This is a genomic window from Xanthomonas sp. LF07-6, assembly GCF_034105445.1.
Lineage (GTDB): Bacteria > Pseudomonadota > Gammaproteobacteria > Xanthomonadales > Xanthomonadaceae > Xanthomonas_A > Xanthomonas_A sontii.
This window is the reverse complement of record NZ_JAXGGI010000002.1, coordinates 122,401-147,161: the sequence shown is the minus strand read 5'-3', so window position 1 is coordinate 147,161 and position 24,761 is coordinate 122,401. Positions and strand designations below refer to the sequence as shown.

Genomic DNA, 24,761 nt, shown 5'->3' with positions numbered 1-24,761 from the left:
CGGCGCTGCCGGTCGGCGTCAGTGCGCCGGCCATCGGCGCGTCGGCGCCCGAGCAGGGCTCAGTTGCGCAGCAGCGACGAGCCGCGCAGCGCCAGCGTGACCGGCAGGGTGCGGCTGCTCACCGGCTGTCCGGCGATCTGCGCCAGCAGGGTGTCCACCAGCACCGCACCGGCCAGCTTGGTGTCCTGCTGCACCGTCGACAACGCCGGATCGACGCTGGCGGCCACCGGGATATCGTCGAAGCCGGCCAGGGCCACGTCCTCGGGCACGCGCAGGCCGTGCTCGCGCAAGGCCTTCAGTGCACCGATCGCGATCAGGTCGCTGGCGGCGAACAGCGCGTCGAAGCGTTCGCCGCGGCCGAGCAGGGCCAGGGCGGCCTCGTAGCCGGACTGCTCGGTGGTGATCGCATCGACCTGCAGCGCCGGCGTGGCGTCGGCGCCGGCCGCGCGCAGCGCCTGTAGATGGCCGCGGTAGCGTTCCAGGAATTCGGGGTAATGGTTGGAGGCGTCGCCGAGGAAGGCGATGCGGCGGCGGCCCTGCGCCAGCAGGTGCGCGGTGATGTCGTGCCCGCCCTGAAAGTTGTCGCTGCCGATCGACACGCCCGGCTGCCCGGGCAGCACCGCGCCCCAGCGCACGAAGTGCGTGCCCTGGTCGACCAGGTGCTGCAGCCGTTGCTGCGCCTGCAGGTAGTCGCCATAGCCGAGCAGGATCAGCCCGTCGGCCTTCTGGCTGTCGCCGTAGTCGGCGCGCCAGTTGTCCGACAACTGCTGGAACGACACCAGCAGGTCGTAGCCATGGCGGGCGCAAGCGCGGGTGATCGAGCCCAGCATCGAGTGGAAGAACGGGTTGATCAGCGAGTCGTCGGTGGTCGGGTCTTCGAAGAACAGCAGCGCCAGGGTGCCGGCATTGCGCAGGCGCAGGCTGGAGGCGTGCTTGTCGACCTTGTAGTTCAGCTCGCGCGCGATCGCCAGGATCTTGCGCCGGGTCTGCTCGTTGACCGCGGGACTGCCGCGCAGCGCGCGCGAGACCGTGGGTTGCGACACGCCTGCCAGATAGGCGATGTCCAGCGATGTGGCCTTGCCTTTGATGACGGCGCGTCCGGGTGCGGGGAAAACGTCGGCGAAGCATGCCATGGCGGCTGTCGTAGCTCTTGCTGCGCTGCAGCGAGGATGGCGGCAGCGCCTCGTCTTCGAGGGCCTTACGTGGTTACCAAAAGGTATCGTTTTGAGAAAGAGTGGTTTACCATTTTCCCAATAACCTGATCCGGACATGGGTGGCCCGCGGCGACGCCGGCCGAGCGTGCGACATGAGCACTACCACCGCCCTCGCTTGAGTTCCCGCCCAAGGCTGTCCGAGCAGGCGCCCTTGTGGCGCCTTCTTTCTGTCCTGCGCCCAGACTGGCCTGCCGCCGAGGTGGCGCGGACGCCATCCCCCCGTTTCCCTTTCCGCCGACTCCCATGATCACGATCACGCTCCCCGACGGCAGCCGCCGCGAATTCGAACACCCCGTCAGCCCCATGGACGTGGCCCAGTCCATCGGGCCCGGTCTGGCCAAGGCGACCATCGCCGGTCAGGTCGATGGCCGCCTGGTCGACGCCTGCGACCTCATCGACCACGACGCCAGCCTGCGCCTGATCACCGCCAAGGACGCCGAAGGCGTGGAGATCATCCGCCACTCCTGCGCGCACCTGGTCGGCCACGCGGTCAAGCAGCTGTATCCCGAGGTCAAGATGGTGATCGGCCCGGTCATCGCCGAGGGCTTCTACTACGACATCTACAGCGAGCGCCCGTTCACCCCCGAGGACATGGCGGCGATCGAGAAGCGCATGCAGGAGCTGATCGCGCAGGACTACGACGTGATCAAGAAGGTCACCCCGCGCGCCGAGGTCATCGAGCTGTTCAAGCAGCGCGGCGAGGACTACAAGCTGCGCCTGATCGAGGACATGCCCGACGACGTCACCGCGATGGGCCTGTACTACCATCAGGAATACGTGGACATGTGCCGCGGCCCGCACGTGCCGAACACGCGCTTCCTCAAGGCCTTCAAGCTGACCCGCATCTCCGGCGCCTACTGGCGCGGCGACGCCAAGAACGAGCAGCTGCAGCGCATCTACGGCACCGCCTGGGCCGACAAGAAGCAGCTCGAGGCCTACATCCTGCGCATGGAGGAGGCCGACAAGCGCGACCATCGCAAGATCGGCAAGCAGCAGGACCTGTTCCACCTGCAGGAAGAGGGCCCGGGCCTGGTGTTCTGGCACCCCAAGGGCTGGTCGATCTGGCAGGTGGTCGAGCAGTACATGCGCAAGGTCTACCGCGACAGCGGCTACGGCGAGGTGCGCTGCCCGCAGATCCTGGACGTGTCGCTGTGGCAGAAGTCCGGCCACTGGGACAACTACCAGGACAACATGTTCTTCACCGAGTCGGAGAAGCGCACCTACGCGGTCAAGCCGATGAACTGCCCCGGCCACGTGCAGGTGTTCAACCAGGGCCTGCACAGCTACCGCGACCTGCCGATCCGCTACGGCGAGTTCGGCGCCTGCCACCGCAACGAGCCGTCCGGCGCGCTGCACGGCATCCTGCGCGTGCGCGGCTTCACCCAGGACGACGGCCACATCTTCTGCACCGAGCAGCAGATCGAGGCCGAGGTCACCGCCTTCCACCAGCAGGCGCTGAAGGTGTACGGCGACTTCGGCTTCGACGACATCCAGATCAAGATCGCCTTGCGCCCGGAAAAGCGCCTCGGCGACGACGCCACCTGGGACAAGGCCGAGGCCGCCCTGCGCGCCGCGCTCGGCGCCTGCGGGGTGGAGTGGCAGGAACTGCCGGGCGAGGGCGCCTTCTACGGCCCGAAGATCGAGTACCACCTCAAGGACGCGATCGGCCGCACCTGGCAGCTCGGCACCATGCAGGTGGATTTCATGATGCCCGGCCGCCTCGGCGCCGAATACGTGGACGAGCACAGCCAGAAGAAGCATCCGGTCATGCTGCACCGGGCCATCGTCGGGTCGATGGAGCGGTTCATCGGCATCCTGATCGAGCACCACGCCGGCATGTTCCCGGCCTGGCTGGCGCCGGTGCAGGCCGTGGTCATGAACATCACGGACGCGCAGGCAGACTATGTAGACAACGTGCGGAAACTCCTTGCAAATCAAGGCTTCCGCATCGAGGCCGATTTGCGGAACGAAAAAATCGGTTATAAGATTCGCGAACACACGCTGCAGCGGGTGCCGTACCTGTTGGTCGCGGGCGACCGCGAGACGGAAAACGGCGCGATTGCGGTCCGTACGCGATCGGGGGAGGATCTGGGCACCATGTCGGTCGCCGCCTTCGCCGAACGGCTGCGCGCCGAGCAGTTGGCGTGACACCACCCTGGTGCGGACGGAGCCTCCGTCCGCGCCAGTCCGATTCCCCTGGGAGATTGCAACATCAGTACCCCTGACAACAAACAGAACCGCAAGAACCAAGAGATCCGCGTGCCGCGCGTGCGCGTGATCGGCGCGGACGGCGAGATGGTCGGCGTGTTGACCCGCGACGAAGCGCTGGCGCTGGCCGAAGAGGATGGACTCGATCTGGTCGAGATCCAGCCGCAGGCCGATCCGCCGGTCTGCAAGATCATGGACTTCGGCAAGTTCAAGTTCGAGCAGCAGAAGAAGGCCAACGAAGCCAAGAAGAAGACCAAGCAGGTCGAGATCAAGGAAATCAAGTTCCGTCCGGTCACCGACGAAGGCGATTACCAGATCAAGCTGCGCAACATGCGCCGCTTCATCGAGGAAGGCGACAAGGTCAAGGTCAACATCCGCTTCCGCGGTCGCGAGATGAGCCATCAGGAGCTCGGTCGCGAAATGGCCGCGCGGATCGAGGCCGATCTGGGCGAAGACATCGTCATCGAATCGCGTCCGCGCCTGGAAGGCCGGCAGATGGTGATGATGATCGCGCCGAAGAAGCGCTGACCCAGGCCAGGATCGCGCCCCGCCCAGTGCGGGCGCGCGGCCGCACGGGCGCCAACGGCGCCCACCGGCATGGTCATCCCCGCGTTTTTTGCCCCGGCGCAGGCTGCGTGGTGACCCCGTGGGCGCCGTTTTCGATTCCCCATTCCCCATTCTCGATTCACGGCGCGCCAATGCGCGCCCACCGAACCGCATGATTTGCAAGGCATTCCAAGCCCTGGCATAATGCGCGGCCCAGTTCATCGGGTTTGCCGCTCGCGCGGCAATAGGACCCGCCCGGATCCTCAGTGGATCAAGGGCTTACAAGCAGGTAAGGGCACGGACGGAAAGTGTGGCGCAGCCACCGCCCTGACCAGTGACAAAACACCATCAAGGACATTGCAATGCCCAAGATCAAGACCAACCGGGCGGCGGCCAAGCGTTTCCGCAAGACCGCCTCCGGCAAGTACAAGGCCGGCCACGCCAACCGTAGCCACATCCTCACCAAGAAAGCGACCAAGCGGAAGCGCAACCTGCGGCAGACGAACCACGTCCGTGCCGAGGACGCAGGCCGTCTGGACCGTATGCTTCCCTACCTCTGAGGACTGAACCATGGCTCGAGTCAAGCGTGGCGTCCAGGCGCGCCGTCGTCACAAGAAAGTTCTGAACCTCGCCAAGGGCTACTACAACGCCCGTCGCAAGGTCTTCCGCGTCGCCAAGCAGGCGGTGATCAAGGCGCAGCAGTACGCCTACATCGGCCGCAAGCAGAAGAAGCGCAATTTCCGTTCGCTGTGGATCACCCGCATCAATGCGGCGGCCCGCATCAACGGCATGAGCTACAGCCGTTTCATGAACGGCCTGCTCAAGGCCGGCATCACCCTCGACCGCAAGGTGCTGGCGGACATCGCCGTGCACGACGCGCAGGGCTTTGCCGCCCTGGCGGAGAAGGCGAAGGGCGCGCTGGCGGCATAAGTTTGCGAGTCCCTGCAGAAACCCGTGCGTCCACGTGCGGGGTTTCGGCGGGAGCCATCGCAGGCATGCAGGGGAAGGGCGCAAGTCCTTCCCCTTTTGCGTTTTTGGGCACCCCGGCGACGGGGCGCCTGCCGGGTAGGGAGGTTCCGCATCGGCGGGACACGGTGGCCACGGGTTCGGCTGGAGCAGTGAGGCGCGAGTGCAATGAGTGAGATCGATTCCCTGAGCGGACAGGCGCTGGCGGACATCGCCGCGGCGCAGAGTCCGGAGGCGCTGGAGCAACTGCGGGTCGCGCTGCTCGGCAAGAGCGGCAGCATCACCGCCCAGCTCAAGCAGCTCGGCGCGCTGGCGCCGGAGCAGCGCAAGCTGGCCGGCGAGGCGATCAACCGCGCACGCGACACGGTGTCCGCCGCGCTGGCCGAGCGCCGCACGCTGCTGGAGACCGCGGCGCTGGACGCGCGCCTGGCCGCCGAGCGCATCGACGTGACCCTGCCGGGCCGGCGCGGCGAACGCGGCGGGCTGCATCCGGTCACCCGTACCCTGGAGCGCATCACCGAGATCTTCGCCCGACTGGGCTACGAGCTGTCCGACGGCCCCGAGATCGAGGACGACTGGCACAACTTCGAGGCGTTGAACTTCCCGCCGCACCACCCAGCGCGGGCGATGCACGACACCTTCTATTTCGGCGACGGCCGCCTGCTGCGCACCCACACCTCGGGCGTGCAGGTGCGCTACATGGGGGAACATGCGCCGCCGCTGCGCATGATCGCCGCCGGCAAGGTCTACCGCAGCGACAGCGACCAGACCCATTCGCCGATGTTCCATCAGGTCGAAGGCCTGCTGGTCGACGAGCACGCGACCTTCGCCGACCTCAAGGGCACTCTGGCCGAGTTCGTGCGCGCGTTCTTCGAGCGCGATTTCCAGATGCGCTTCCGTCCCAGCTACTTCCCCTTCGTCGAGCCCGGCGCCGAGGTCGACATCGCCTGGCAGCAGCCCGACGGCAGCACCCGCTGGCTGGAAGTGCTCGGCTGCGGCATGGTGCACCCGAACGTGCTGCGCAACGTCGGCATAGACCCGGAGCGCTACACCGGCTTCGCCTTCGGCATGGGCGTGGAGCGCTTCGCGATGCTGCGCTACGGCGTCAACGACCTGCGCGCCTTCTTCGAGAACGACGTGCGGTTCCTGCGGCAGTTTGCTTGAGGCTGGGAGTCGGGAAACGGGAATCGGGAATGGGCAAAGCAACGCAAAGGCTCGTTTCCCCTCTCCGTTTCCGTCCCAGTAGACCGCGTCTTCGATTCCCCATTCTCCATTCCCGATTCCCGGCCCTTCCATGAAATTCAGCGAAAACTGGCTGCGCAGCCACGTTCCGACCCAGGCCACGCGTGAGCAGCTCACCGCGACCCTGACCGCCATCGGCCTGGAGGTCGAGGAGGTCGTGCCGCTCGGCGACGGCCTGCAGCAGGTGGTGGTGGCGCGGATCGTCGAGGCCGCGCCGCATCCCGAGGCCGACCGGCTGCAGGTGTGCCGGGTCGATGCCGGGCAGGGCGAATTGCTGCAGATCGTCTGCGGCGCGCCCAATGCGCGCGCGGGCCTGGTTGCGCCGCTGGCGCTGGTCGGTTCGCAGGTCGGCGGCATCGCGATCAAGCCGGCCAAGCTGCGCGGCGTCGCGTCCAACGGCATGCTGTGCTCGGCCAAGGAGCTGGGCCTGGACAGCGACGCGTCCGGCCTGTTCGAACTGCCCGACGATGCGCCGATCGGCCAGGCGCTGATCGAGTATCTGGGCCTGCCCGACGCCAGCATCGAGATCAAGCTCACGCCCAACCGAGCCGACTGCTTCGGCGTGCGCGGCATCGCCTACGACGTGGCCGCGGCCTGCGGCAGCGACGTGCTGCCGCTGGCGGTGACGCCGGCGGCGGTGAGCAGCGAGCGCGCGCTGGCGGTGACGCTGGATGCGGGCGCCGATGCGCCGCGTTATTGCGGCCGCGTGGTCGAGGACCTGGATCCGGCGGCGAAGACGCCGCTGTGGATGGCCGAACGCCTGCGCCGCAGCGGCGTGCGTCCGCTGTCGCTGCTGGTGGACATCACCCAGTACGTGATGCTGGAACTGGGCCAGCCGATGCATGCCTTCGACCTGGACACCTTGCAGGGCCCGATCGGCGTGCGCCACGCGCGCGGCGGCGAGACCCTGACCCTGCTCGATGGCCGCGAGGCCGTGCTGGATCCGGCGTTCCTGCTGATCACCGATGCCGATCGGCCGGTGGCGCTGGCCGGGCTGATGGGCTGCCACGCCACCCGTGTCACCGAGACCACCCGCCACGTGTTCCTGGAGGCCGCGCATTTCGCCCCGGCCGCGATCATGGGCCGCGGGCGCAAGCTCGGCCTGCACACCGATGCCGGTCACCGCTTCGAGCGCGGCGTGGATCCGGCGCTGCCGCGGCAGGCGCTGGAGCTGGCCACGCGGCTGGTGCTGGAGCTGGCCGGCGGGCGCGCCGGCCCGGTGGTCGAGGCCGCCTTGCCCGAATTCCTGCCGGCACCGGCACCGATCGCGCTGCGCCGCGCGCGCATCCTGCGCGTGCTCGGCATCGAGATCGCCGACGCCGACGTCGAGCGCATCCTGCGCGCGCTGGGCATGGAGGTGGTCGCCTCGGCCGACGGCTGGCAGGTCACCGCGCCGAGCCGCCGCTTCGACATCGCCATCGAAGAGGATCTGATCGAGGAGCTGGCGCGCATCCACGGCTACGACCGCCTGCCGACCACCTTGCCCGGCGGCGCCACGCGCATCGCCATGGACAGCGAGACCCAGCTGGACGAGCGCAGCGTGCGCCGGCAGTTGCTGGCGCGCGATCTGCTGGAAACCATCAACTACGCCTTCGTCGATGCCGCGCTGCTGGACCAGTGGGGCCTGCACGACGGGCGCGTGGCCCTGGCCAATCCGCTCAGCGCCGAACTGGCGGTGATGCGTCCGTCGCTGCTGCCGGGGCTGGTCGCCGCGCTGGGCCGCAACGCCGCGCGCCAGGCCGGGCGCGTGCGCCTGTTCGAACTGGGCAAGGTGTTCGCCGCGGCGGCGGAAGCCGGCGCCGCGCCGACCGAAACCCAGCGGGTGGCGGCGGCGGTGTGCGGCGATGCCGACGCCCTGCAATGGGGCCTGCCGGCGCGCAAGGTCGATTTCCACGACCTCAAGGGCGACCTGGACGCCTTGGCCGCGGCCTCCGGCGCACGCCTGGACTACCGGCCGTCGGCGCACCCGTTCGCGCATCCGACCCGGTCGGCCGACGTCTATCGCGACGACGTGCGGATCGGCTGGATCGGCCAACTGCACCCGCGGCTGCTGCAGGCGATGCAGATCGACGTCGATGTGCTGGCGTTCGAGCTGGACCTGGCGCCGCTGGCCGCGCGTGCCCTGCCGCGCGCCGCCGAGCTGTCGCGGTTCCCGTCGGTGCGCCGCGACCTGGCCTTCGTGGTGCCGGACGCGGTGAGTTGGGCGGCGCTGGCGCGCAGCGTGCGCGCGGCGGTGGGGCCCTTGCTGCGCGAGGTCGTGCTGTTCGACCGCTACGTCGGCGCGGGGGTCGAGGCTGGTTGCAAGAGTCTCGCTATGGGCTTGATTTTGCAGGACAACACGCGCACTCTGACAGACCGCGACGTGGAGGCGGTGGTCGCCGATGCGGTGGCCGCGCTGGCGCGGGAACACGACGCGCGGATGCGTGGTTGAGAAGGACAGGGGATAGCAGGGCGATGGCGTTGACCAAAGCGGAAATGGCCGAGCGGTTGTTCGACGAAGTCGGGCTGAACAAGCGCGAGGCCAAGGAATTCGTCGATGCGTTCTTCGACGTGCTGCGCGATGCGCTCGAGCAGGGGCGGCAGGTGAAGCTGTCCGGTTTCGGCAACTTCGACCTGCGCCGCAAGAACCAACGGCCCGGCCGCAATCCCAAGACCGGCGAAGAGATCCCGATTTCGGCGCGGACGGTGGTGACCTTCCGCCCCGGACAGAAGCTCAAGGAGCGAGTGGAGGCTTATGCTGGACCCGGGCAGTAACCGCGAACTTCCGCCGATTCCGGCCAAGCGCTACTTCACCATCGGTGAGGTCAGCGAGCTGTGCGACGTCAAGCCGCATGTGCTGCGCTATTGGGAGACCGAATTCCCCAGCCTGGAACCGGTCAAGCGGCGCGGCAACCGGCGCTACTACCAGCGCCACGACGTGCTGATGGTGCGGCAGATCCGCAGCCTGCTGTACGAACAGGGCTACACCATCGGCGGCGCGCGCCTGCGCCTGGAAGGCGAGGGTGCCCGCCAGGAATCGGCGCTGAGCAACCAGATCATCAAGCAGGTGCGGCAGGAGCTGGAAGAAGTCCTGCAGTTGCTGCGGCGGTGAGCCATGGCGGCGCTGCTGCCGCTAGGAATGGCCGCGGCAAACCCGCTATAATCGCCAGCTCGCCGCAAGGCGGGTCCGCCTTGACGGCGGAGACGCAACACACCGGGGTATAGCGCAGCCTGGTAGCGCACTAGTCTGGGGGACTAGTGGTCGTCGGTTCGAATCCGGCTACCCCGACCATCTTTCGAAGGCCCATGTCTGCGACATGGGCCTTTTTTGTTTGGGCGCGTCGGATCGGCGGCGCGCGTGCGGCCGGTGTCGGCAATGGGCTGCCCGCCGGGATGGCAACGCGTGTCGGTATCGCGACATAGGGCGATCTGTATCGGCGCAGAGAGGCTGGCGCGTCGCCGTAGACAAAATGCGCGGGATTGCGCTGTCCCGCGACGAGGTCGTCGCCCCACCAGAGCGGAAAGCCCCATGGGAACTGAGAGCTGCGCAGCGTCAATGCCTTGACATTGATCACGTTAACATCGCGTCGATGGAACGTTCACGGGTCCTTGCTACGCTGAATAGCCGGACATGTAGTTGAACCCTCACGTTACTGCGTCAAAAAAATGTCGGGTAACGCCTTGGTGGCGGCAGATGCCTGTGCCATAGTGCGTTGCAACACGAAGCTTCGCTGTTGGCCAGGGCCGTTCGTCCCAGGCAGGAATTGACACCGTAATCATCCTCCGACCGGGAACGGAACCCTGGCCGGCTGGGGGAGTGCGGCGCTTCGAAAACCAATCGACAGAGGGCATCAGCATCGCGCATGGGTAAACTTTCCGTGACCTTCCAATGGGCGCTTGCCCTGTTCTGCCTGGGGCTGCTGTCCGCATGCAGCAGCGGGCCGGCGATGCGTACCGACCTGCCGGCAGGCGATCCGCTTGCCGCTTCAATGGGCAAGCCGGAATACCTGCTCGGCCCGGGCGACCTGCTGACGGTCAAGGTGTTCCAGGTCGACGATCTGGAACGGCAGGTGCGGGTCGACAACGAGGGCCGCATCTCGTTGCCGCTGATCGGCGACGTGAAGGCCGCCGGCTCCAGCGTCAATGCGCTGCAGAAGGAGATCGCCGACCGCTACCGCAACGGCTATCTGCAGAACCCGCAGGTGTCGGTGCTGGTCGACGAGTTCACCGGCAACCGGGTCACGGTCACCGGTGCGGTCAGCGAGCCGGGCATCTATCCCATCCAGGGCTCCGCCTTGACCCTGCAGCAGGCACTGTCTCTGGGCAAGGGCGTCAGCGACGTGGCCAGCCGCGGCAATGTGGTGGTGTTCCGCACGGTGGGCGGGCAGAAGATGCTGGCGCGTTTCGATCTGCGCGATATCCAGAAGGGCGCCGCGCCGGATCCGTCGATCTACGGCGGCGACATCGTGGTGGTGTACCGCTCCGATGCGCTGGTACTGCTGCGCACCGTGGTGCAGCTGACCCCGTTCGTGATGGTCTGGAGGGCCTACCGATGAGCGCCTCCACCTTGCCTCCCGTTTCCGCGCCGCGCCCGCGTCCTGTGGGTGCCCCGCTGAGCCCGGCCGACATCGGCCTGCTGGATTACTGGAATGCGCTGTACCGGCAGCGTTGGCTGATCATCGGTATCACCGGGGCAGTCGTCCTGCTGGCGTTGCTGGTCCTCCTGCTGATGACGCCGAAGTACCGCGCCACCAGCGTGCTGCAGATCGAGCGCGAATCGCTCAACGTCGCCAATGTCGCCAACCTGATGCCGGTGGAATCGCCGCAGGATCGCGACTTCTACCAGACGCAGTACGAACTGCTCGGCAGCCGGTCGCTGGCGCGGCAGGTGATTCGCGAGGCCAAGCTGACCGAGGCGCCGGCGTTCAAACCGCTGGTCGATGAGGCCCTGGAGAAGCTGCAGGACAACGGCGACGGGCGTGCGCCGACGCCGCAGGCGCGTGCCGCCGCGGCGGAGAACGCGCTGGTCGGTCCGGTGCTGGACGCCTTGACCATCGAGCCGGTGCGCGACTCGCGCCTGGTGCGGATCAACTTCGATTCGCCCGACCGCGTGCTGGCCACGCGCGTGGCCAACACCTACGCCAAGATGTTCATCGCCTCGACCCAGGAACGCCGGCTGCAGGCGTCCTCGTTCGCCGCGCGCTACCTGTCCGAACGCCTGGCGCAGCTGCGCGACAAGGTCGAGGAGTCGGAGAAGAACGCGGTCGACTATTCCAGCCAGGAACAGATCGTGTCGATGGGCGAGGACAAGCCCTCGCTGCCGACGCAGAACATGAGCGAACTGAATGTGCGCCTGGCCGCGGCGCAGGATGCGCGGATCAAGGCCGAGGCGGCCTGGCGCCAGGCCGGCATCGGCGACGGCATGGGCCTGCCGCAGGTGGTCAGCAACCCGTTGATCCAGAATCTGCGCGCCGAGCAGGCCAAGATGACCGCCGACTACCAGCAGAAGCTGGCGACGTTCCAGCCCGGCTACCCGGAGATGCAGCGCCTGCAGAACCAGATCGCCGAGACCAAGCGCCAGATCGCCGACGAGGTCGCCAATATCCGCAGCGCGCTGAAGAACGACTACGAGTCGGCGCGTCAGCAGGAAACCTTGCTGGCCGACCGCATCGCCGCGCTGAAGAACGACGAACTGGACCTGCAGACCCGCAGCATCCGCTACACCATGCTGCGCCGCGAGGCCGACACCAACCGCCAGCTCTACGACGCGCTGCTGCAGCGCTACAAGGAGATCGGCGTGGTCGGCAACGTGGGCACCAACAACATTTCGATCGTCGACCGCGCCGATGTGCCGGGCAAGCCGAGTTCGCCGAAGAAGCTGCTCGGCCTGGCGCTGGCCTTCGTGTTCGGCCTGTTCCTGGCGGTGGCGGTGGCGCTGGTGCGCTACTTCATCCGCAAGGCCGAAGCCACGGCGGCGGCCTCGGCGTGATGTCGTGGTGTCATGGCGCGCCGCACCGCGCGAGGCGCGGGTGCGTGCCGCACCGCACACAACGGCATCGGTTCGACGCACAGTCTTCAGTGAGGTGATACGTGGTTCAGCTAGGCAATGAGGTGCTCCATTATTTTCCAGCGCGGTTGTACGAAGACGTTGTTCTGTTGAAGTAATCACGGGCTGCCGTGGACCTGGGGTCGGCGAGGGAGGCGCCGCAGCGGTCCACAGGCAGGCGAAATCGAGGCCCGGCGGCGTCGCATGTTCCCCCGCATGCCGATCGACCGGGTTTGGATAGGAATCCCGATCATGCTTTTGGCAGACCTGAGTAGCGCCACCTATACGACCTCCTCGCCGCGCATGTTGTCCAAGTACGCGGCCGCGGCAGACATCCTGTTGCGCGTGTCCGACCTGACCGTCATGGTCGGCGGCGCGTTGCTCACCCACCGGTTGCTGTTCGGCACCTGGATGCCGGAACCGGCCTACCGGGTGGCGATTGGCACGACCCTGCTGTACGCGGTGATCTGCTTCGCGCTGTTCCCGCTGTACCGCAGCTGGCGCGGGCGCGGCCTGTTGCGCGAGATGATGGTGTTGAGCCTGGCCTGTGGCGGTGTGTTCGCCCTGTTCGCCATGCATGCCTTCGTGGTGCAGTTCGGCCAGCAGGTCTCGCGGCTGTGGATCGGCACCTGGTTCGTCACCAGCCTGGCGACGCTGCTGCTCTCGCGCACCCTGGTGCGCGGCGTGCTCAACCGGCTGCGCTCGGAAGGCGTGGACGTGCAGCGCGTGGTCGTGGTTGGCCTGCGCCATCCGGTGGTGAAGATCCACAACTACCTGAGCCGCAATCCCTGGGTGGGCATGCAGGTGGTGGGCTACTTCAGCAGCGACTACGACCTGTCGGTGGCCGACCATCCGCAGAAGCTGCAGTGCCTGGGCGAGGGCACCGCCGACGCGCTGATCGACTACCTCGACGACCACCAGGTCGAGCAGGTGTGGATCTCGTTGCCGTTGGGCGAACGCGACCATATCAAGCAGCTGCTGCAGCGCATGGACCGCTATCCGATCCAGGTCCGGCTGATTCCCGATCTGTTCGACTTCGGCATGCTCAACCAGTCCGGCGACCAGATCGGCAACGTACCGGTGATCAACCTGCGCCAGGGCGGGGTGGACCGCAACACCTACTTCGTGGTTGCCAAGGCGCTGCAGGACAAGCTGGTGGCCCTGGCCGCACTGGCCGTGCTGTGGCCGCTGATGCTGGCGATCGCGGTGGGCGTGAAGCTGAGCTCGCCGGGTCCGGTGTTCTTTCGCCAGCGCCGCCACGGCCTGGGCGGGCGCGAGTTCTACATGTACAAGTTCCGCTCCATGCGTGTGCAGCAGGAGCCCAGCGACGTGGTGGTGCAGGCCACGCGCGGCGACAGCCGGGTGACCCGTTTCGGTGCGTTCCTGCGCCGCACCAGCCTGGACGAACTGCCGCAGCTGTTCAACGTGCTCGGCGGCAGCATGTCTGTGGTGGGGCCGCGTCCGCACGCGGCGCAGCACAACACCCACTACGAAAAGCTGATCCACCATTACATGCAGCGGCACTACGTCAAGCCGGGCATCACCGGCTGGGCGCAGGTCAACGGCTTCCGCGGCGAGACGCCGGAACTGCGCACGATGAAGAAGCGCATCCAGTACGACCTGGACTACATCCGCCGCTGGTCGTTGTGGCTGGACACGCGGATCATCGTGCTGACCGCGTTCAAGGTGCTCGGGCAGAAGACCGCCTACTGATGCGCCCGATGCGTTTTCTTCCCGCCGACCGTGTACAGCGCCGGCGCCGCCTCCGCGTCGCCGTCGTTCCCGTGCTGCCTGCGTCGAATGACGTGGCGCGCGACACGTTTCTGCCGCGCGTGACGGCAGCCGATGGCCGCGTTGGCGTGCAACGCGCCGCCGCCGCAGCGAGGTGCGCATGCTGAGCGTGCCGGACATGCCGCTGCGCGAGCAGCGCCGCAACCTGCTGATCGAGCTGGTGCTGCTGTTCGCCGTCGGCTACAACTTCGTGCTGGCGGTGATCAACGCCAAGGTGTTCCGGGTCAGCCCGGCGATGACCTACGCGGTGGAACTGGCGGTCTATGCGGCCTGTTTCCTGCTAGGTATGCGCGCGCTGGACCGCAAGCGCATGGCGATGGTGTTCACCGGCATCGCGCTGCTGGCGCTGCTGATGCTGGTGCGCCTGTTCATGGCCTGGACGCTGGATCCGAAGTTCTTCCGCGATGCGCTGATCCCGTTCGCCTTCCTGCTGCTCGGCGCGGCCTACACCGGCTCGCTGCCGCGCATGTTCGTACGCATGGCGCTGCTGGTGTCGCTGGTGGCGGTGTTCGAACTGGCGCTGCCCAAGGTTTACGGCGACGTGGTCAACCCCAAGAGCTATTTCGTCAACGCGCGCGGCGCCAGCGCGTCGAGCTTCTGGAATCAGGACAGCAACCTGTTCGTCAGTGCGACACGCCCGGGCGCGCGCAATTTCCTGCCGTCGTCGAACCTGCCGCGCGCCTCCTCGGTATTCATCGAGCCGGTGACGATGGGCAACTTCATCATCTTCTTCACCGCGATCCTGCTGACGTTCTGGCGCTGGATGCGGCCGCTGGCGATCGTCGCCTCGGTGGCGATGATCGGCTTCCTGATCGTGGCCTCGGACGGGCGCCTGGCCGCCGGTACCTGCGTGATGATGGCGCTGCTGAGTCCGCTGCTGCTGCGCATGGACCAGCGCCTGGGCTTCTTGATCTTCTTCGCGGTGATGGGCGGGGCGTGGCTGCTGGTGTGGGCCTCCGGCATCCAGAGCTATGAGGACACCACGCTGGGGCGGGTGTTCTTCACCGTCGATTCGATCCGCAGGATGAGCGCCGATGCGTGGATGGGGCTGGACGTGGACCAGCCGTACCGCTACTTCGACAGCGGCATCGCCTACTTCATCTCTTCGCAGTCGGTGCTGCTGGTGCTGGCGTTCCTGCTGGCGTACTCGTTCGCGATGCTGATGCGCACCATCGAAGGGCAGCTGTTCAAGAACCTGCTGATCTTCGCCTTCTCGCTGAGCCTGCTGGTTTCCAACGGCTATTTCTCGATCAAGACCGCGGCGCTGTGGTGGTTCGTGTGCGGGTGCCTGTGGCAGATGGCGCCCCGCCTGCGCGAGTCAGCCGCAGTGCCTGCGGCGCCGGCTCCCTGCATCCCGGCGGTGCCGGCATGAGCGCGCCCGCCACGGCCGTCTCCGCGTCCGTGCCGGCGCAGGGGCGCAGCGCACGGGCGAGCGCGCCGCGCGACATGCGCATCGATGCGGCCAAGGCGATCGCGATCCTGCTGGTGGTGTTCGGCCATGCCAAGGGCATTCCGCACGCCTACGTGATCCTGGCCTACAGCTTCCACGTGCCGATGTTCTTTCTGTTATCGGGCTGGGTCGGCGAGGCCTTCGGCAATCGCCCGCTGAGCCTGGCCACGGTCGGCAAGCTGGCGCGCAGCCTGTTGTTGCCCTATGTGGCGTTCTTCTTCGTCGCCTACGCGTACTGGATGCTGACCCGGCACATCGGCAGCAAGGCGCAACTGTGGGGCGACCGGCCGTGGTGGGAGCCGCTGCTGGGCCTGGTCAGCGGCATCGGGCCCAAGCTCTACGTGATGCCTGCGCTGTGGTTCCTGCCGGCGCTGTTCGTGACCACGCTGGCCTATCTGGCGCTGCGTCGTACGCTGTCGTTGCCGGTGCTGGCCGGGCTTTCGTTGCCGCTGGCCTGGGGTTGGGCGTGCTGGTTCCCGGGGCAGGACATGCGCCTGCCGTTCTCGCTGGACGTGCTGCCGGTGGCGTTGTGCTTCTTCGCGATCGGCGCGCTCGCCGCGACGCGGGCGCAGTGGTGGCCGGCACGGCCGGCCGGCAATGCGCTGGCGGCGGTGCTGCTGGGCGCGGCCTGGTTCGCGATCGCCTGGCACAACGGCCGCGTCGACGTGAACATGCTCAAGTTCGGCGATTCCCCGTTGGGGTTCCTCGCCGCCAGCCTGCTCGGCAGCGCCATGGCGCTGTGCGTCGCCGGGCTGGTGCGGCAATGGGGCTGGCTGCAGTGGATCGGGCGCAACACCTTGCTGATCCTGTGCACGCACACCTTGCTGTTCTCGGTGATGGCCGGCGTCGCCGCCCGCACCGGTCTGGTCCGCGGCGATGCGTGGGGACCGGCCTGGGCGGTGTCGGTGAGCGTGCTGGCGGTACTGATCAGCGTGCCGATCCGCGTGGTGCTGGTGCGGATCGCGCCGTGGATGATCGGCGTGCGCCGCAGTGCGGTCGCGGGAGCGACGGCATGACGGCGGCGCTGCGGGCCGCGCACGGGCGCGACGGAGGCCGGGCATGAAGGTGGTGCATGTGGTGCGCCAGTTCCATCCGTCGGTCGGCGGCATGGAGGAGGTGGTGCTGAATATCGCGCGCCGCCATCTGCAGCAGGGCCGCGACCAGGTCGAGGTGGTGAGCCTGGACCGGGTGTTCACCGATCCGCAACAGCGCCTGGCGTCGCGCGACAGCCACCAGGGCGTACCGATCGTGCGCTTGCCGTATCGCGGTTCCTCGCGCTACCCGCTGGCGCCGTCGGTGCTGTCGGCGGTGCGCGGTGCGGATCTGCTGCACATCCACGGCATCGATTTCTTCTACGACTTCCTGGCCCTGACCCGGCCGCTGCACCGTGTGCCGATGATCGTGTCCACCCATGGCGGTTTCTTCCATACCACCTATGCCTCGCGCCTGAAGATGCTCTGGTTCAAGACCCTCACCCGTGCATCCGCACTCGCCTACGCGCGGGTGGTGGCGACCAGCGAGAACGATGGCCGGCTGTTCTCGCAGGTGGTCGCGCCGCAGCGGCTGCGGGTGATCGAGAACGGGGTGGACGTGGACAAGTTCGCCGGGCAGGGCAGCGCCGTGCCGGGGCGCACGCTGATCTACTTCGGGCGCTGGTCGGTCAACAAGGGCCTGCTGGAGACCCTGGACCTGGTGCGCGCGCTGGCCGCGCAGGATCCGGCCTGGCAGTTGATCGTGGCCGGGCGCGAATACGACTTCAGCATGGCCGACCTGCAGCAGGCGATCGCCGAGCGCGGCCTGCAGCAGCGGGTGCGCCTGCAGGTGGCGCCGACCCAGGCGCAACTGGCGCAGTTGCTCGGCAGCGCGCAGTACTTCGTGTGCCTGTCGCGGCACGAGGGATTCGGCCTGGCCGCGGTGGAAGCGATGAGCGCGGGACTGCTGCCGATCCTCAGCGACATCCCGCCGTTTGCGCGCCTGCAGCGCGAGTCGGGGCAGGGTGTGCTGGTCGATCCGGCCGATGCGCAGGCGGCCGCGGCCACGGTGCGTGCCTTCGCCGCCGGCACCGATGCGGACTTCGCCGCGCAGCGCGCAGCGGCGATGGCCTACGCGCATCGCTACGACTGGGATCGTGTGGTCGGCGCCTATCTGGACGAATACCGCCTGGCGCTGGGCGGCGCGGAGGGCGGCCGATGAGCGGCGAGAGCCAGCGCCATGGCACGTCGCAGCAGGCCGCGCCGGCAGTCACCGTGCTGCTGTCCACCGAGCGCCCGACCGCGACCACCAATCCCTATCTGACCCAGCTCTACGCGGCGTTGCCGCCGCAGGTGCAACTGCGCTTCTTCTCGATGCGCGCGGCGCTGCTGTCGCGCTACGACGTGTTGCATCTGCATTGGCCGGAGTACCTGCTGCGGCATCGCACGGCGCTCGGCACGCTGGCCAAGCAGTTCTGTGTCGCCGTTCTGCTGCTGCGCCTGCGCCTGGCCGGCGTGCCGCTGGTGCGCACCCTGCACAACGTGGCGCCGCACGAGGACAAGGGCTGGCGCGAACGCCTGCTGCTGCGCTGGATCGACCGCCAGACCGCGCGCTGGATCCGCATCAATGCGACCACGCCCGCACGCGCGCCGGCCACCGACACCATCCTGCACGGCCATTACCGCGACTGGTACGCGCCGCTGCCGCAACCGCCGCGTGTCCCCGGGCGCCTGCTGCATTTCGGGCTGCTGCGCCCGTACAAGGGCGTGGAGACGTTGATCGCGACGTTCGGCGCATTGCCCGATCCCCAGCTCAGCCTGCGCATCGCCGGCAACCCGATCGATGCGCAGATCCGCGGCGTGGTCGAGCGCGCCTGCGCCGAGGACCCGCGGATCAGTGCACGCCTTCAGTACGTGGAAGACGCGGTGCTGGCGCAGGAGGTCGGGGAGGCCGAATTGGTGGTGCTGCCGTACCGGCAGATGCACAACTCCGGCACCCTGCTGCTGGCGCTGTCGCTGGCGCGCCCGGTGCTGGCGCCGTGGAGCGAGGCCAATGCCGCCATCGTCGACGAAGTCGGCGCGCAGTGGGTGCAGCTGTACCAGGGCGAGCTGGATGCGGCGCAACTGGCGCAGGCCCTGGCGCACGCGCAGCAGTTGCCCGCCGACGCCGTGCCGGACCTGTCGCGGCGCGACTGGAACGGTATCGGCCTGCAGCATTACCGCAGCTATCTGCAGGCGCTGACCGTGCGCCGCGGGGAGGACGCATGAGTAGCGCCGAGACCCCGCGGCCGGCAGCGCCGCAACCCGGACTGGGCGCGCGCGCCGCCGGCGGCGCGGCGGTGACCATGGCCGGGCAGCTGGCCAAGATGGTGGTGCAGTTCGGCGGCATCATTCTGCTGGCGCGGCTGCTGACGCCCTACGACTACGGCCTGATGGCGATGGTGACGGCGATCGTCGGCATGGCCGAGATCCTGCGCGACTTCGGCCTTTCCTCGGCGGCGATCCAGGCCAAGCACGTCAGCCGCGAGCAGCGCGACAACCTGTTCTGGATCAACAGCGGCATCGGCCTGGCGTTGGCGATCGTGGTGTTCCTGTCCTCGTCGTGGATCGCGCACTTCTACCGCGAGCCGGCCTTGCTCGGCATCTCGCAGGCGCTGGCGGTGACCTTCCTGCTCAACGGCATGACCACGCAGTACCGCGCGCACCTGAGCCGTGCGCTGCGCTTCGGCCAGGTCTCGCTGAGCGACGTCGGCGCGCAGGTGCTGGGCCTGCTGGCCGGCGTCGGCGTGGCCCTGGCCGGCTACGGCTACTGGGCGCTGGTCTGGCAGCAGGTGGTGCAGGCGCTGGTCAATCTGCTGATCGCCGGCGCCTGCGCGCGTTGGCTGCCGCGCGGCTACCGGCGCGATGCGCCGATGCGCACCTTCCTGAGCTTCGGCTGGAACCTGATGGCGGCGCAGTTGCTCGGCTATGCCAGCCGCAATGTCGGCCAGGTGATCATCGGCCACCGCATCGGCGCCGAAGCGCTGGGCCTGTACAACCGCGCGTTCCAGCTGCTGATGATGCCGCTGAACCAGATCAACGCACCGGCCACCTCGGTGGCGCTGCCGGTGCTGTCGCAGCTGCAGGACGATCCGCCGCGCTTCGGCAACTTCCTGCTGCGCGGGCAGACGGTGATGGTGCACCTGATCGTCGCGCTGTTCTCCTTCGCCTGCGCGCTGGCGATGCCGTTGATCGTGCTGGTGCTGGGCGAACAGTGGCGGCCGGCAGTGCCGCTGTTCCAGGTACTGACGCTCGGCGGCATCTTCCAGACCGCGTCCTACGCCACTTACTGGGTGTTCCTGGCGCTGGGCCTGATGCGTCAGCAACTGGTGTATTCGGTGGTCGGGCGGGTCATGCTGATCGCCTGCATCTTCGCCGGCTCGCTGTGGGGCGTGATGGGCGTGACCGTGGGCTACACGCTGGGCTTGTTGGTGATGTGGCCGCTGTCGGTGATCTGGATCGCGCGCATCGCGCCGCAGATCCCGGCCTGGGAACTGTTCAACAACGCCTTGCGCGCGGTGCTCGGCTACGGCGTCTGCGGCGTTGCCGCGTACTTTGCCGCACAGCAGTGGGGTGGCACGTCGTTGTGGCTGCAACTGATCGTCGGCGCGGTGGCGATGGCGCTGGGCTGCCTGCTGGTGTTCGCGCTGTGGCCGGCGTTCCGCCGCGATGTGTTGGCCATCCTGCAGATGCGCACGCTGTTGCGCCAGGCACGGGGAGCGCGATGAGCGTCGGCCGGCCGTGTCTTTCCTTTCCTTCATTCCGCACAGGAGCGAGCGCATGAGCGATTCTTCCGCAGCGGCGCTGCCCGCATCGGCACCGGCCGCGGCCACCAGTGGGCGTGCGCCGTGCTATCTGGTGCTGTCGGCGCACGACTACCGCACGCCGCGTCGCGCCAACATCCACTTCATTGCCGACGAGCTGGCCAAGCGCGGCCCCACGCGCTTCTTCTCGCTGCGCTACAGCCTGCTGTCGCGGCTCAAGGGCGACCTGCGCCTGCCGCTGGACGCCACCGCCAACCAGGTGGTCCGCCACAATGGCGTGGACTGCTATCTGTGGCGCGCGCTGCTGCATCCGTTCAACACCCGGCGGCGCTGGCTGCGGCCGCTGGAAGACCTGATGTTCAAAGTCTACGCGGCGCGCGCGCCGGCCACGCTGATCCACTGGATGCGCGAGGCCGACGTGATCGTGTTCGAGAGCGGCATCGCGGTGGCGTTCATCGCGCTGGCGGCGCGGATCAACCCGACCGCACGCAAGGTGTACCGCGCCTCCGATGGGTTGAGCACGATCAACGTCGCCGACTACATCGAGCGCGAATTCGACCGCGTGGCGCCGAGCCTGGACGTGATCGCGCTGGTGTCGCCGGCGATGGCCGAGGAGGTCGCCAGCCGCCACAACGTGTACCACGTCGGCCATGGCGTGGACCACGACCTGCACACGTTGGGCGACCCGTCGCCGTACGGCGAGGGCATCCATGCGGTGGCGGTGGGGTCGATGCTGTTCGATCCTGATTTCTTCGTCGCCGCCAGCCGCGCCTTCCCGCAGGTCACCTTCCACGTGATCGGCTCGGGCATGGGGCGCGCGCCAGGCTATGGCGACAACGTGGTGGTGTACGGCGAGATGAAGCACGCCGAGACCATCCGCTACATCAAGCACGCCCGCTTCGGCATCGCCCCGTACGCGTCCGAGCAGGTGCCGGCGTACCTGGCCGACAGTTCGATGAAGCTGCTGCAGTACGACTTCTTCGGCCTGCCGGCCGTCTGCCCCAATGCCGTGGTCGGCCGCTATCCGTCGCGCTTCGGTTACACGCCTGGCGACGAGGCGTCGATCATCACGGCGATCGGGCAGGCGCTGCAGGCGCCGCATGTGCGCCATCGTCAGTGCCTGAGCTGGTCCGACACCACCGACCGGGTGCTGGACCCGGCCGCCTACCCGGAGACCCGTCTGTTCGCCGACGGCGTGGCCTGAGTCCACGCCCCGGCTTGTCCGCCATACCCCCCGCGCAACCAAGGAGGACCGATGTCCGCATTGCAAAAATGGATCGATTACGAAGAGCGCCGGGCGCTGTTCTGGTGGAAGCCGAAGAACGGCGAGATCAACGTCGGCGATCACCTGTCCAAGATCATCGTCTCCAACGTGCTCGGCCAGCGCGACCGCACCTTGCTGGACAAGCGCGACAAGCGCACGCGGCTGATCGCGATCGGCTCGGTGCTGCACTTCGCCCGCGACGGCGACACCGTGTGGGGCAGCGGCGTCAACGGCAAGATTCCCGCCGACCGCCATACCTTCCGCCAGCTCGACGTGCGTGCGGTGCGCGGCCCCAAGACCCGCGCGTTCCTGCGCGAGCGCGGCCTGCAGGTGCCGGAGGTCTACGGCGATCCGGGTCTGCTGATGCCGTTGTTCTTCCCGCGCGAGGCGCTGTTGGCGCCATCGGCACGGCAGCCGTTCCTGGTGGTGCCGCACTTCAACGAACCGTTGGACAAGTATGCGCAGTACAAGGACCACCTGGTGCTGCCGAACCGCCAGCCGGCCGCGTTCGTGCGGCAACTGCTCGGCGCCGACCTGGTCGTGTCCAGCTCCTTGCACGGGCTGATCCTGGCCGAAGCCTACGGCGTGCCGTCGGTGTACCTGGACTGGGGCAACGGCGAGGACCGCTTCAAGTACGACGACTACTATGCCGGCACCGGCCGCGGCCGCTGGCATGCCGGGCACACGGTGGAGGAATGCGTGGCGCTGGGCGGCAATACCGTGTTCGACCTGGCCGCGGTGCAACGCGGCCTGCTGGAGAGCTTTCCGCATGACCTCTGGTGAACGCGCGACCGGCGAGGTGCTGGCGCTGGGCGGTTATCCGATCCTGCGCAGCACCGAGACCGAGTTCGTTGCCGCGTTGCTGCAGGCGCTGGCGCGCGGCGAGCGCCGCCAGGTGTTCTTCGCCAACACCAACTTCGTGGTGCAGTGCCAGGCTCTGTGCGAGCGCCTGGCCGCGCCGGACGTGTGCATCGTCAACGACGGCATCGGCATGGACCTGGGCGCGCTGCTGGTGCACGGCCGCCGCTTCGCCGGCAATCTCAACGGCACCGACCTGATTCCGGCGCTGTGCCGGCAGAGCCCGCGGCCGCTGCGCTTCTTCCTGCTCGGCGGCCGGCCCGGCGTGGCCGACGCCGCGGCGCAGACCTTGCGGCAGTCGCTGGGGCAGCAGGTGGTCGGTACCTGCGACGGCTATGCCGAGTTCGCCGCGGCCGGCGACGGGCTGGCCGCGCGCATCAACGCCAGTGGCGCCGACGTGCTGCTGGTGGCGTTCGGCAATCCGCTGCAGGAGCGCTGGCTGCTGCAGCACGCGGCGCAACTGCAGGTGCCGCTGGCGTTCGGCGTGGGCGCGTTGCTGGACTTCCTGTCCGGCACCGCCCGGCGCGCGCCGGCCTGGGTGCGCCGGCTGCGCCTGGAATGGATCTATCGCCTGCTGCGCGAGCCGCGGCGCCTGCTCAAGCGCTACAGCTGGGACCTGCTGGTGTTCTTCGCCCTGTGCCTGCGGCACGGCAGGCGGCTGGGCGCCATGCCGCCTGCACGCGACTCGCTGCGCCCCTCGTGACGTCGACCGGCCGCCGCCGCGGAAATGGCGCGGCCTGACATCCGCACCGCCGTGCGCCGGATTAGACTGGACGCATGTCCAGCGCCGCCGCTTTCCGAATCGCCGCCTTGGTGCGCGACCTTTCGCTGCTGCCGCACCCGGAGGGCGGGCGCTACGCGCGCGTGCATACCTCGGCTCTGATGGTGCAGCACGAGCAGACGTTGCGCCCGGCCTGCACCGCGATCCGCTTCCTGCTGGCGCTGGGCGAAGTCAGCAATTGGCACCGCATCGATGCCGACGAGACCTGGCAATGGGAAGAGGGCGGGGCACTGGAACTGCTGGGCTTCGATCCGCAGCATGGCCTGCAGCGCTACCGCCTGGATGCCAGCGAGCGCGGCGGCATGCCGTCGGTGGTGATCGCGGCCGGCACCTGGCAGGCCGCGCGTCCGCTGGCCGACTACTGCCTGGTGCGCTGCGTGGTGGCGCCGGGGTTCCTGTGGGAGCGCTTCGAACTGCTGGCGGACACCGACCCGCTGGCCACGCACCTGCCGAAGCTGGCGGACTGATGACGGCGCGGCGCGGGGTGCGCGCAGCGACCGCGCCGGGGGCCGTCGCGCGCCGGCTCGGCCCGGCGTTGTGCCTGGCGGCGGCGTTGCTGGCGGCGGGCATGCCCGCCGCGCAGGCGCAGACCGCGACGCCGGCCGCACCAGCCCATCCGCCGGTGGTCGACCTGGAGGCGGTGCTGGTGAGCGGGCGCCAGCCCGGCCCGGGGCTGTGGCAGGTGCGCCGCGGCGACCACGTGCTGTGGATCCTCGGCACGGTGTCGCCGCTGCCCAAGCGCATGCAGTGGGAATCGGGCGAAGTGGAGCGGGTGATCGCCCAATCGCAACAGGTGATCGCGGCGCCGACCCTCACCCTGGACTCGGGCCTGGGCATGTTCCGCAGCCTGATGCTGCTGCCGTCCTTGCTCAAGGCGCGGCGCAATCCCGACGACCGCACCCTGCAGCAGGTGCTGCCGCCGGAGCTGTATGCGCGTTGGCTGCCGCTGAAGGCGCGCTACCTGGGCCGCGACAGCAGCGTGGAACGCTGGCGGCCGGTGTTCGCGGCGCAGGAGCTGTACGAAGCGGCGATGCGCACTTCCGGCCTGAGCCTGGGCAGCGTCGTGCAGCCGGTGATCGCGCGTGCGGCCAAGCGCGCCAGGGTGCCGATCGTGCCGGTGGTGGTGGAGGTCAAGGTGCCCGACGCCAAGCGCGCGCTGCAGGAGTTCCGGGCGACCTCGCTCAACGACAGTGCCTGTTTCGCGCGCACCTTGCAGGTCATCGATCGCGACCTGGAGACGATGCGCCAGCGCGCCAATGCGTGGTCCGAAGGCGATCTGGACACGCTGGCCGCGCTGCCCGCCAACGATCAGTACCGGGTCTGCCTGGACGCGGTCGGCGAAGCGGCGATCGCGCGCAAGCTGGGCCTGGGCGATGTGCGCCAGCGTGCGCAGGCGGCCTGGTTGCAGGTGGCCGAGCGGGCGCTGGCGCAGAACCGCTCCAGTTTCGCGGCGTTGCCGATGCAGACCCTGCAGGAGCCGGGCGGGCCGCTGGATCGGCTACGCGCCAGCGGCGCCGAGGTGATCGCGCCCTAGGTCACGCGCTGGAGACGCCGGCGCAACCGGAAGCGGCATGAGGCGCATCGAGAACCGTGCGCAATGCCGCAAGCAGGCACGGCATGCGCCAACCGCCGTGCCGTTGCT

22 protein-coding genes and 1 tRNA gene are annotated in these 24,761 nt (G+C 68.3%); 22 read left to right on the top strand and 1 reads right to left on the bottom strand.

Going from position 1 to position 24,761, the window contains the following annotated elements:
- Positions 1-59 precede the first annotated feature (59 nt).
- Entirely contained in the window at positions 60-1,133 is a 1,074-nt protein-coding gene (locus tag SLW56_RS05175) for a LacI family DNA-binding transcriptional regulator (RefSeq protein WP_017916114.1), read from the bottom strand.
- A 324-nt stretch (positions 1,134-1,457) separates the two neighbouring features.
- Between SLW56_RS05175 and thrS the strand changes: the two genes are divergently transcribed.
- From thrS to SLW56_RS05065, 22 genes are all read left to right on the top strand, one after another.
- Positions 1,458-3,362 (top strand): threonine--tRNA ligase, encoded by a 1,905-nt coding sequence (gene thrS / locus SLW56_RS05170; protein ID WP_017911219.1) that lies wholly within the window; start codon positions 1,458-1,460, stop codon positions 3,360-3,362.
- A 63-nt stretch (positions 3,363-3,425) separates the two neighbouring features.
- Positions 3,426-3,950, top strand: a complete 525-nt coding sequence (gene infC, locus SLW56_RS05165) for a translation initiation factor IF-3 (protein ID WP_304412340.1) — start codon at positions 3,426-3,428, stop codon at positions 3,948-3,950.
- A gap of 380 nt (positions 3,951-4,330) precedes the next feature.
- A complete protein-coding gene (gene rpmI, locus SLW56_RS05160; RefSeq protein ID WP_010342861.1) occupies positions 4,331-4,528 on the top strand; it encodes a 50S ribosomal protein L35 in 198 nt (65 codons plus the stop codon).
- 10 nt (positions 4,529-4,538) lie between these two features.
- Positions 4,539-4,898 (top strand): 50S ribosomal protein L20, encoded by a 360-nt coding sequence (gene rplT, locus SLW56_RS05155; RefSeq protein ID WP_010342859.1) that lies wholly within the window; start codon positions 4,539-4,541, stop codon positions 4,896-4,898.
- A gap of 204 nt (positions 4,899-5,102) precedes the next feature.
- A complete protein-coding gene (gene pheS / locus SLW56_RS05150) occupies positions 5,103-6,098 on the top strand; it encodes a phenylalanine--tRNA ligase subunit alpha (RefSeq protein ID WP_010342858.1) in 996 nt (331 codons plus the stop codon).
- 130 nt (positions 6,099-6,228) lie between these two features.
- On the top strand, positions 6,229-8,607 hold the full coding sequence (gene pheT / locus SLW56_RS05145) for a phenylalanine--tRNA ligase subunit beta (RefSeq protein ID WP_320694447.1): 2,379 nt from the start codon (positions 6,229-6,231) through the stop codon (positions 8,605-8,607).
- 23 nt (positions 8,608-8,630) lie between these two features.
- Positions 8,631-8,930, top strand: coding sequence for an integration host factor subunit alpha (locus SLW56_RS05140; RefSeq protein ID WP_003466661.1), 300 nt, complete (start codon positions 8,631-8,633; stop codon positions 8,928-8,930).
- Positions 8,911-9,267, top strand: a complete 357-nt coding sequence (locus SLW56_RS05135) for a MerR family transcriptional regulator (RefSeq protein WP_009597860.1) — start codon at positions 8,911-8,913, stop codon at positions 9,265-9,267. Before SLW56_RS05140 ends, SLW56_RS05135 begins: the two co-directional genes overlap by 20 nt.
- Before the next feature lie 103 nt (positions 9,268-9,370).
- Positions 9,371-9,447: transfer RNA gene (locus SLW56_RS05130), tRNA-Pro, on the top strand.
- Between the two features lie 571 nt (positions 9,448-10,018).
- Positions 10,019-10,711: a polysaccharide biosynthesis/export family protein gene (locus tag SLW56_RS05125; RefSeq protein ID WP_320694446.1), complete on the top strand. Its 693-nt coding sequence runs from the start codon at positions 10,019-10,021 to the stop codon at positions 10,709-10,711.
- The gene (locus SLW56_RS05120; protein ID WP_320694445.1) at positions 10,708-12,144 is read left to right on the top strand and encodes a GumC family protein; all 1,437 of its coding nucleotides are present in this window, start codon (positions 10,708-10,710) and stop codon (positions 12,142-12,144) included. Before SLW56_RS05125 ends, SLW56_RS05120 begins: the two co-directional genes overlap by 4 nt.
- 309 nt (positions 12,145-12,453) lie before the next feature.
- Complete coding sequence (locus SLW56_RS05115) at positions 12,454-13,914, top strand: undecaprenyl-phosphate glucose phosphotransferase (RefSeq protein ID WP_148829266.1); 1,461 nt, start codon at positions 12,454-12,456, stop codon at positions 13,912-13,914.
- A 178-nt stretch (positions 13,915-14,092) separates the two neighbouring features.
- Positions 14,093-15,364 carry a polysaccharide biosynthesis protein GumE gene (locus SLW56_RS05110; RefSeq protein WP_267099252.1) on the top strand — a complete coding sequence of 424 codons (1,272 nt, stop codon included), beginning with the start codon at positions 14,093-14,095 and terminating at the stop codon, positions 15,362-15,364.
- A complete protein-coding gene (locus SLW56_RS05105) occupies positions 15,361-16,458 on the top strand; it encodes an acyltransferase family protein (protein WP_267099251.1) in 1,098 nt (365 codons plus the stop codon). The genes SLW56_RS05110 and SLW56_RS05105 overlap by 4 nt, the downstream gene beginning before the upstream one ends.
- 43 nt (positions 16,459-16,501) lie before the next feature.
- A complete protein-coding gene (locus tag SLW56_RS05100; RefSeq protein WP_295915929.1) occupies positions 16,502-17,635 on the top strand; it encodes a glycosyltransferase family 4 protein in 1,134 nt (377 codons plus the stop codon).
- Positions 17,632-18,681 carry a GDP-mannose--glycolipid 4-beta-D-mannosyltransferase gene (locus tag SLW56_RS05095; RefSeq protein ID WP_295970779.1) on the top strand — a complete coding sequence of 350 codons (1,050 nt, stop codon included), beginning with the start codon at positions 17,632-17,634 and terminating at the stop codon, positions 18,679-18,681. Before SLW56_RS05100 ends, SLW56_RS05095 begins: the two co-directional genes overlap by 4 nt.
- Positions 18,678-20,180, top strand: coding sequence for a lipopolysaccharide biosynthesis protein (locus SLW56_RS05090; protein ID WP_320694444.1), 1,503 nt, complete (start codon positions 18,678-18,680; stop codon positions 20,178-20,180). Before SLW56_RS05095 ends, SLW56_RS05090 begins: the two co-directional genes overlap by 4 nt.
- Before the next feature lie 52 nt (positions 20,181-20,232).
- Positions 20,233-21,420 carry a glycosyltransferase family 1 protein gene (locus SLW56_RS05085; protein WP_295930342.1) on the top strand — a complete coding sequence of 396 codons (1,188 nt, stop codon included), beginning with the start codon at positions 20,233-20,235 and terminating at the stop codon, positions 21,418-21,420.
- 51 nt (positions 21,421-21,471) lie between these two features.
- The gene (locus SLW56_RS05080) at positions 21,472-22,263 is read left to right on the top strand and encodes a polysaccharide pyruvyl transferase family protein (protein ID WP_017910240.1); all 792 of its coding nucleotides are present in this window, start codon (positions 21,472-21,474) and stop codon (positions 22,261-22,263) included.
- Positions 22,250-23,041 carry a WecB/TagA/CpsF family glycosyltransferase gene (locus SLW56_RS05075; protein ID WP_267099248.1) on the top strand — a complete coding sequence of 264 codons (792 nt, stop codon included), beginning with the start codon at positions 22,250-22,252 and terminating at the stop codon, positions 23,039-23,041. The genes SLW56_RS05080 and SLW56_RS05075 overlap by 14 nt, the downstream gene beginning before the upstream one ends.
- Before the next feature lie 74 nt (positions 23,042-23,115).
- The gene (locus tag SLW56_RS05070) at positions 23,116-23,586 is read left to right on the top strand and encodes a cupin domain-containing protein (protein WP_295961543.1); all 471 of its coding nucleotides are present in this window, start codon (positions 23,116-23,118) and stop codon (positions 23,584-23,586) included.
- Between the two features lie 17 nt (positions 23,587-23,603).
- Entirely contained in the window at positions 23,604-24,653 is a 1,050-nt protein-coding gene (locus tag SLW56_RS05065; protein ID WP_267099247.1) for a TraB/GumN family protein, read from the top strand.
- The last annotated feature ends 108 nt before the right edge of the window (positions 24,654-24,761 follow it).

Excerpts from the sequence above, each read along its gene's own strand:
- SLW56_RS05100 (WP_295915929.1), top strand. The coding sequence starts at position 16,502 with ATGAAGGTGGTGCATGTGGTGCGCCAGTTCCATCCGTCGGTCGGCGGC.
- SLW56_RS05090 (WP_320694444.1), top strand. The coding sequence starts at position 18,678 with ATGAGTAGCGCCGAGACCCCGCGGCCGGCAGCGCCGCAACCCGGACTG.
- SLW56_RS05120 (WP_320694445.1), top strand. The coding sequence starts at position 10,708 with ATGAGCGCCTCCACCTTGCCTCCCGTTTCCGCGCCGCGCCCGCGTCCT.
- SLW56_RS05140 (WP_003466661.1), top strand. The coding sequence starts at position 8,631 with ATGGCGTTGACCAAAGCGGAAATGGCCGAGCGGTTGTTCGACGAAGTC.
- rpmI (WP_010342861.1), top strand. The coding sequence starts at position 4,331 with ATGCCCAAGATCAAGACCAACCGGGCGGCGGCCAAGCGTTTCCGCAAG.
- SLW56_RS05095 (WP_295970779.1), top strand. The coding sequence starts at position 17,632 with ATGAGCGGCGAGAGCCAGCGCCATGGCACGTCGCAGCAGGCCGCGCCG.
- thrS (WP_017911219.1), top strand. The coding sequence starts at position 1,458 with ATGATCACGATCACGCTCCCCGACGGCAGCCGCCGCGAATTCGAACAC.
- pheT (WP_320694447.1), top strand. The coding sequence starts at position 6,229 with ATGAAATTCAGCGAAAACTGGCTGCGCAGCCACGTTCCGACCCAGGCC.
- SLW56_RS05075 (WP_267099248.1), top strand. The coding sequence starts at position 22,250 with ATGACCTCTGGTGAACGCGCGACCGGCGAGGTGCTGGCGCTGGGCGGT.
- SLW56_RS05110 (WP_267099252.1), top strand. The coding sequence starts at position 14,093 with ATGCTGAGCGTGCCGGACATGCCGCTGCGCGAGCAGCGCCGCAACCTG.
- SLW56_RS05115 (WP_148829266.1), top strand. The coding sequence starts at position 12,454 with ATGCTTTTGGCAGACCTGAGTAGCGCCACCTATACGACCTCCTCGCCG.
- SLW56_RS05070 (WP_295961543.1), top strand. The coding sequence starts at position 23,116 with ATGTCCAGCGCCGCCGCTTTCCGAATCGCCGCCTTGGTGCGCGACCTT.
- pheS (WP_010342858.1), top strand. The coding sequence starts at position 5,103 with ATGAGTGAGATCGATTCCCTGAGCGGACAGGCGCTGGCGGACATCGCC.
- rplT (WP_010342859.1), top strand. The coding sequence starts at position 4,539 with ATGGCTCGAGTCAAGCGTGGCGTCCAGGCGCGCCGTCGTCACAAGAAA.
- SLW56_RS05125 (WP_320694446.1), top strand. The coding sequence starts at position 10,019 with ATGGGTAAACTTTCCGTGACCTTCCAATGGGCGCTTGCCCTGTTCTGC.
- SLW56_RS05085 (WP_295930342.1), top strand. The coding sequence starts at position 20,233 with ATGAGCGATTCTTCCGCAGCGGCGCTGCCCGCATCGGCACCGGCCGCG.
- SLW56_RS05080 (WP_017910240.1), top strand. The coding sequence starts at position 21,472 with ATGTCCGCATTGCAAAAATGGATCGATTACGAAGAGCGCCGGGCGCTG.
- SLW56_RS05175 (WP_017916114.1), bottom strand. The coding sequence starts at position 1,133 with ATGGCATGCTTCGCCGACGTTTTCCCCGCACCCGGACGCGCCGTCATC.
- SLW56_RS05135 (WP_009597860.1), top strand. The coding sequence starts at position 8,911 with ATGCTGGACCCGGGCAGTAACCGCGAACTTCCGCCGATTCCGGCCAAG.
- SLW56_RS05105 (WP_267099251.1), top strand. The coding sequence starts at position 15,361 with ATGAGCGCGCCCGCCACGGCCGTCTCCGCGTCCGTGCCGGCGCAGGGG.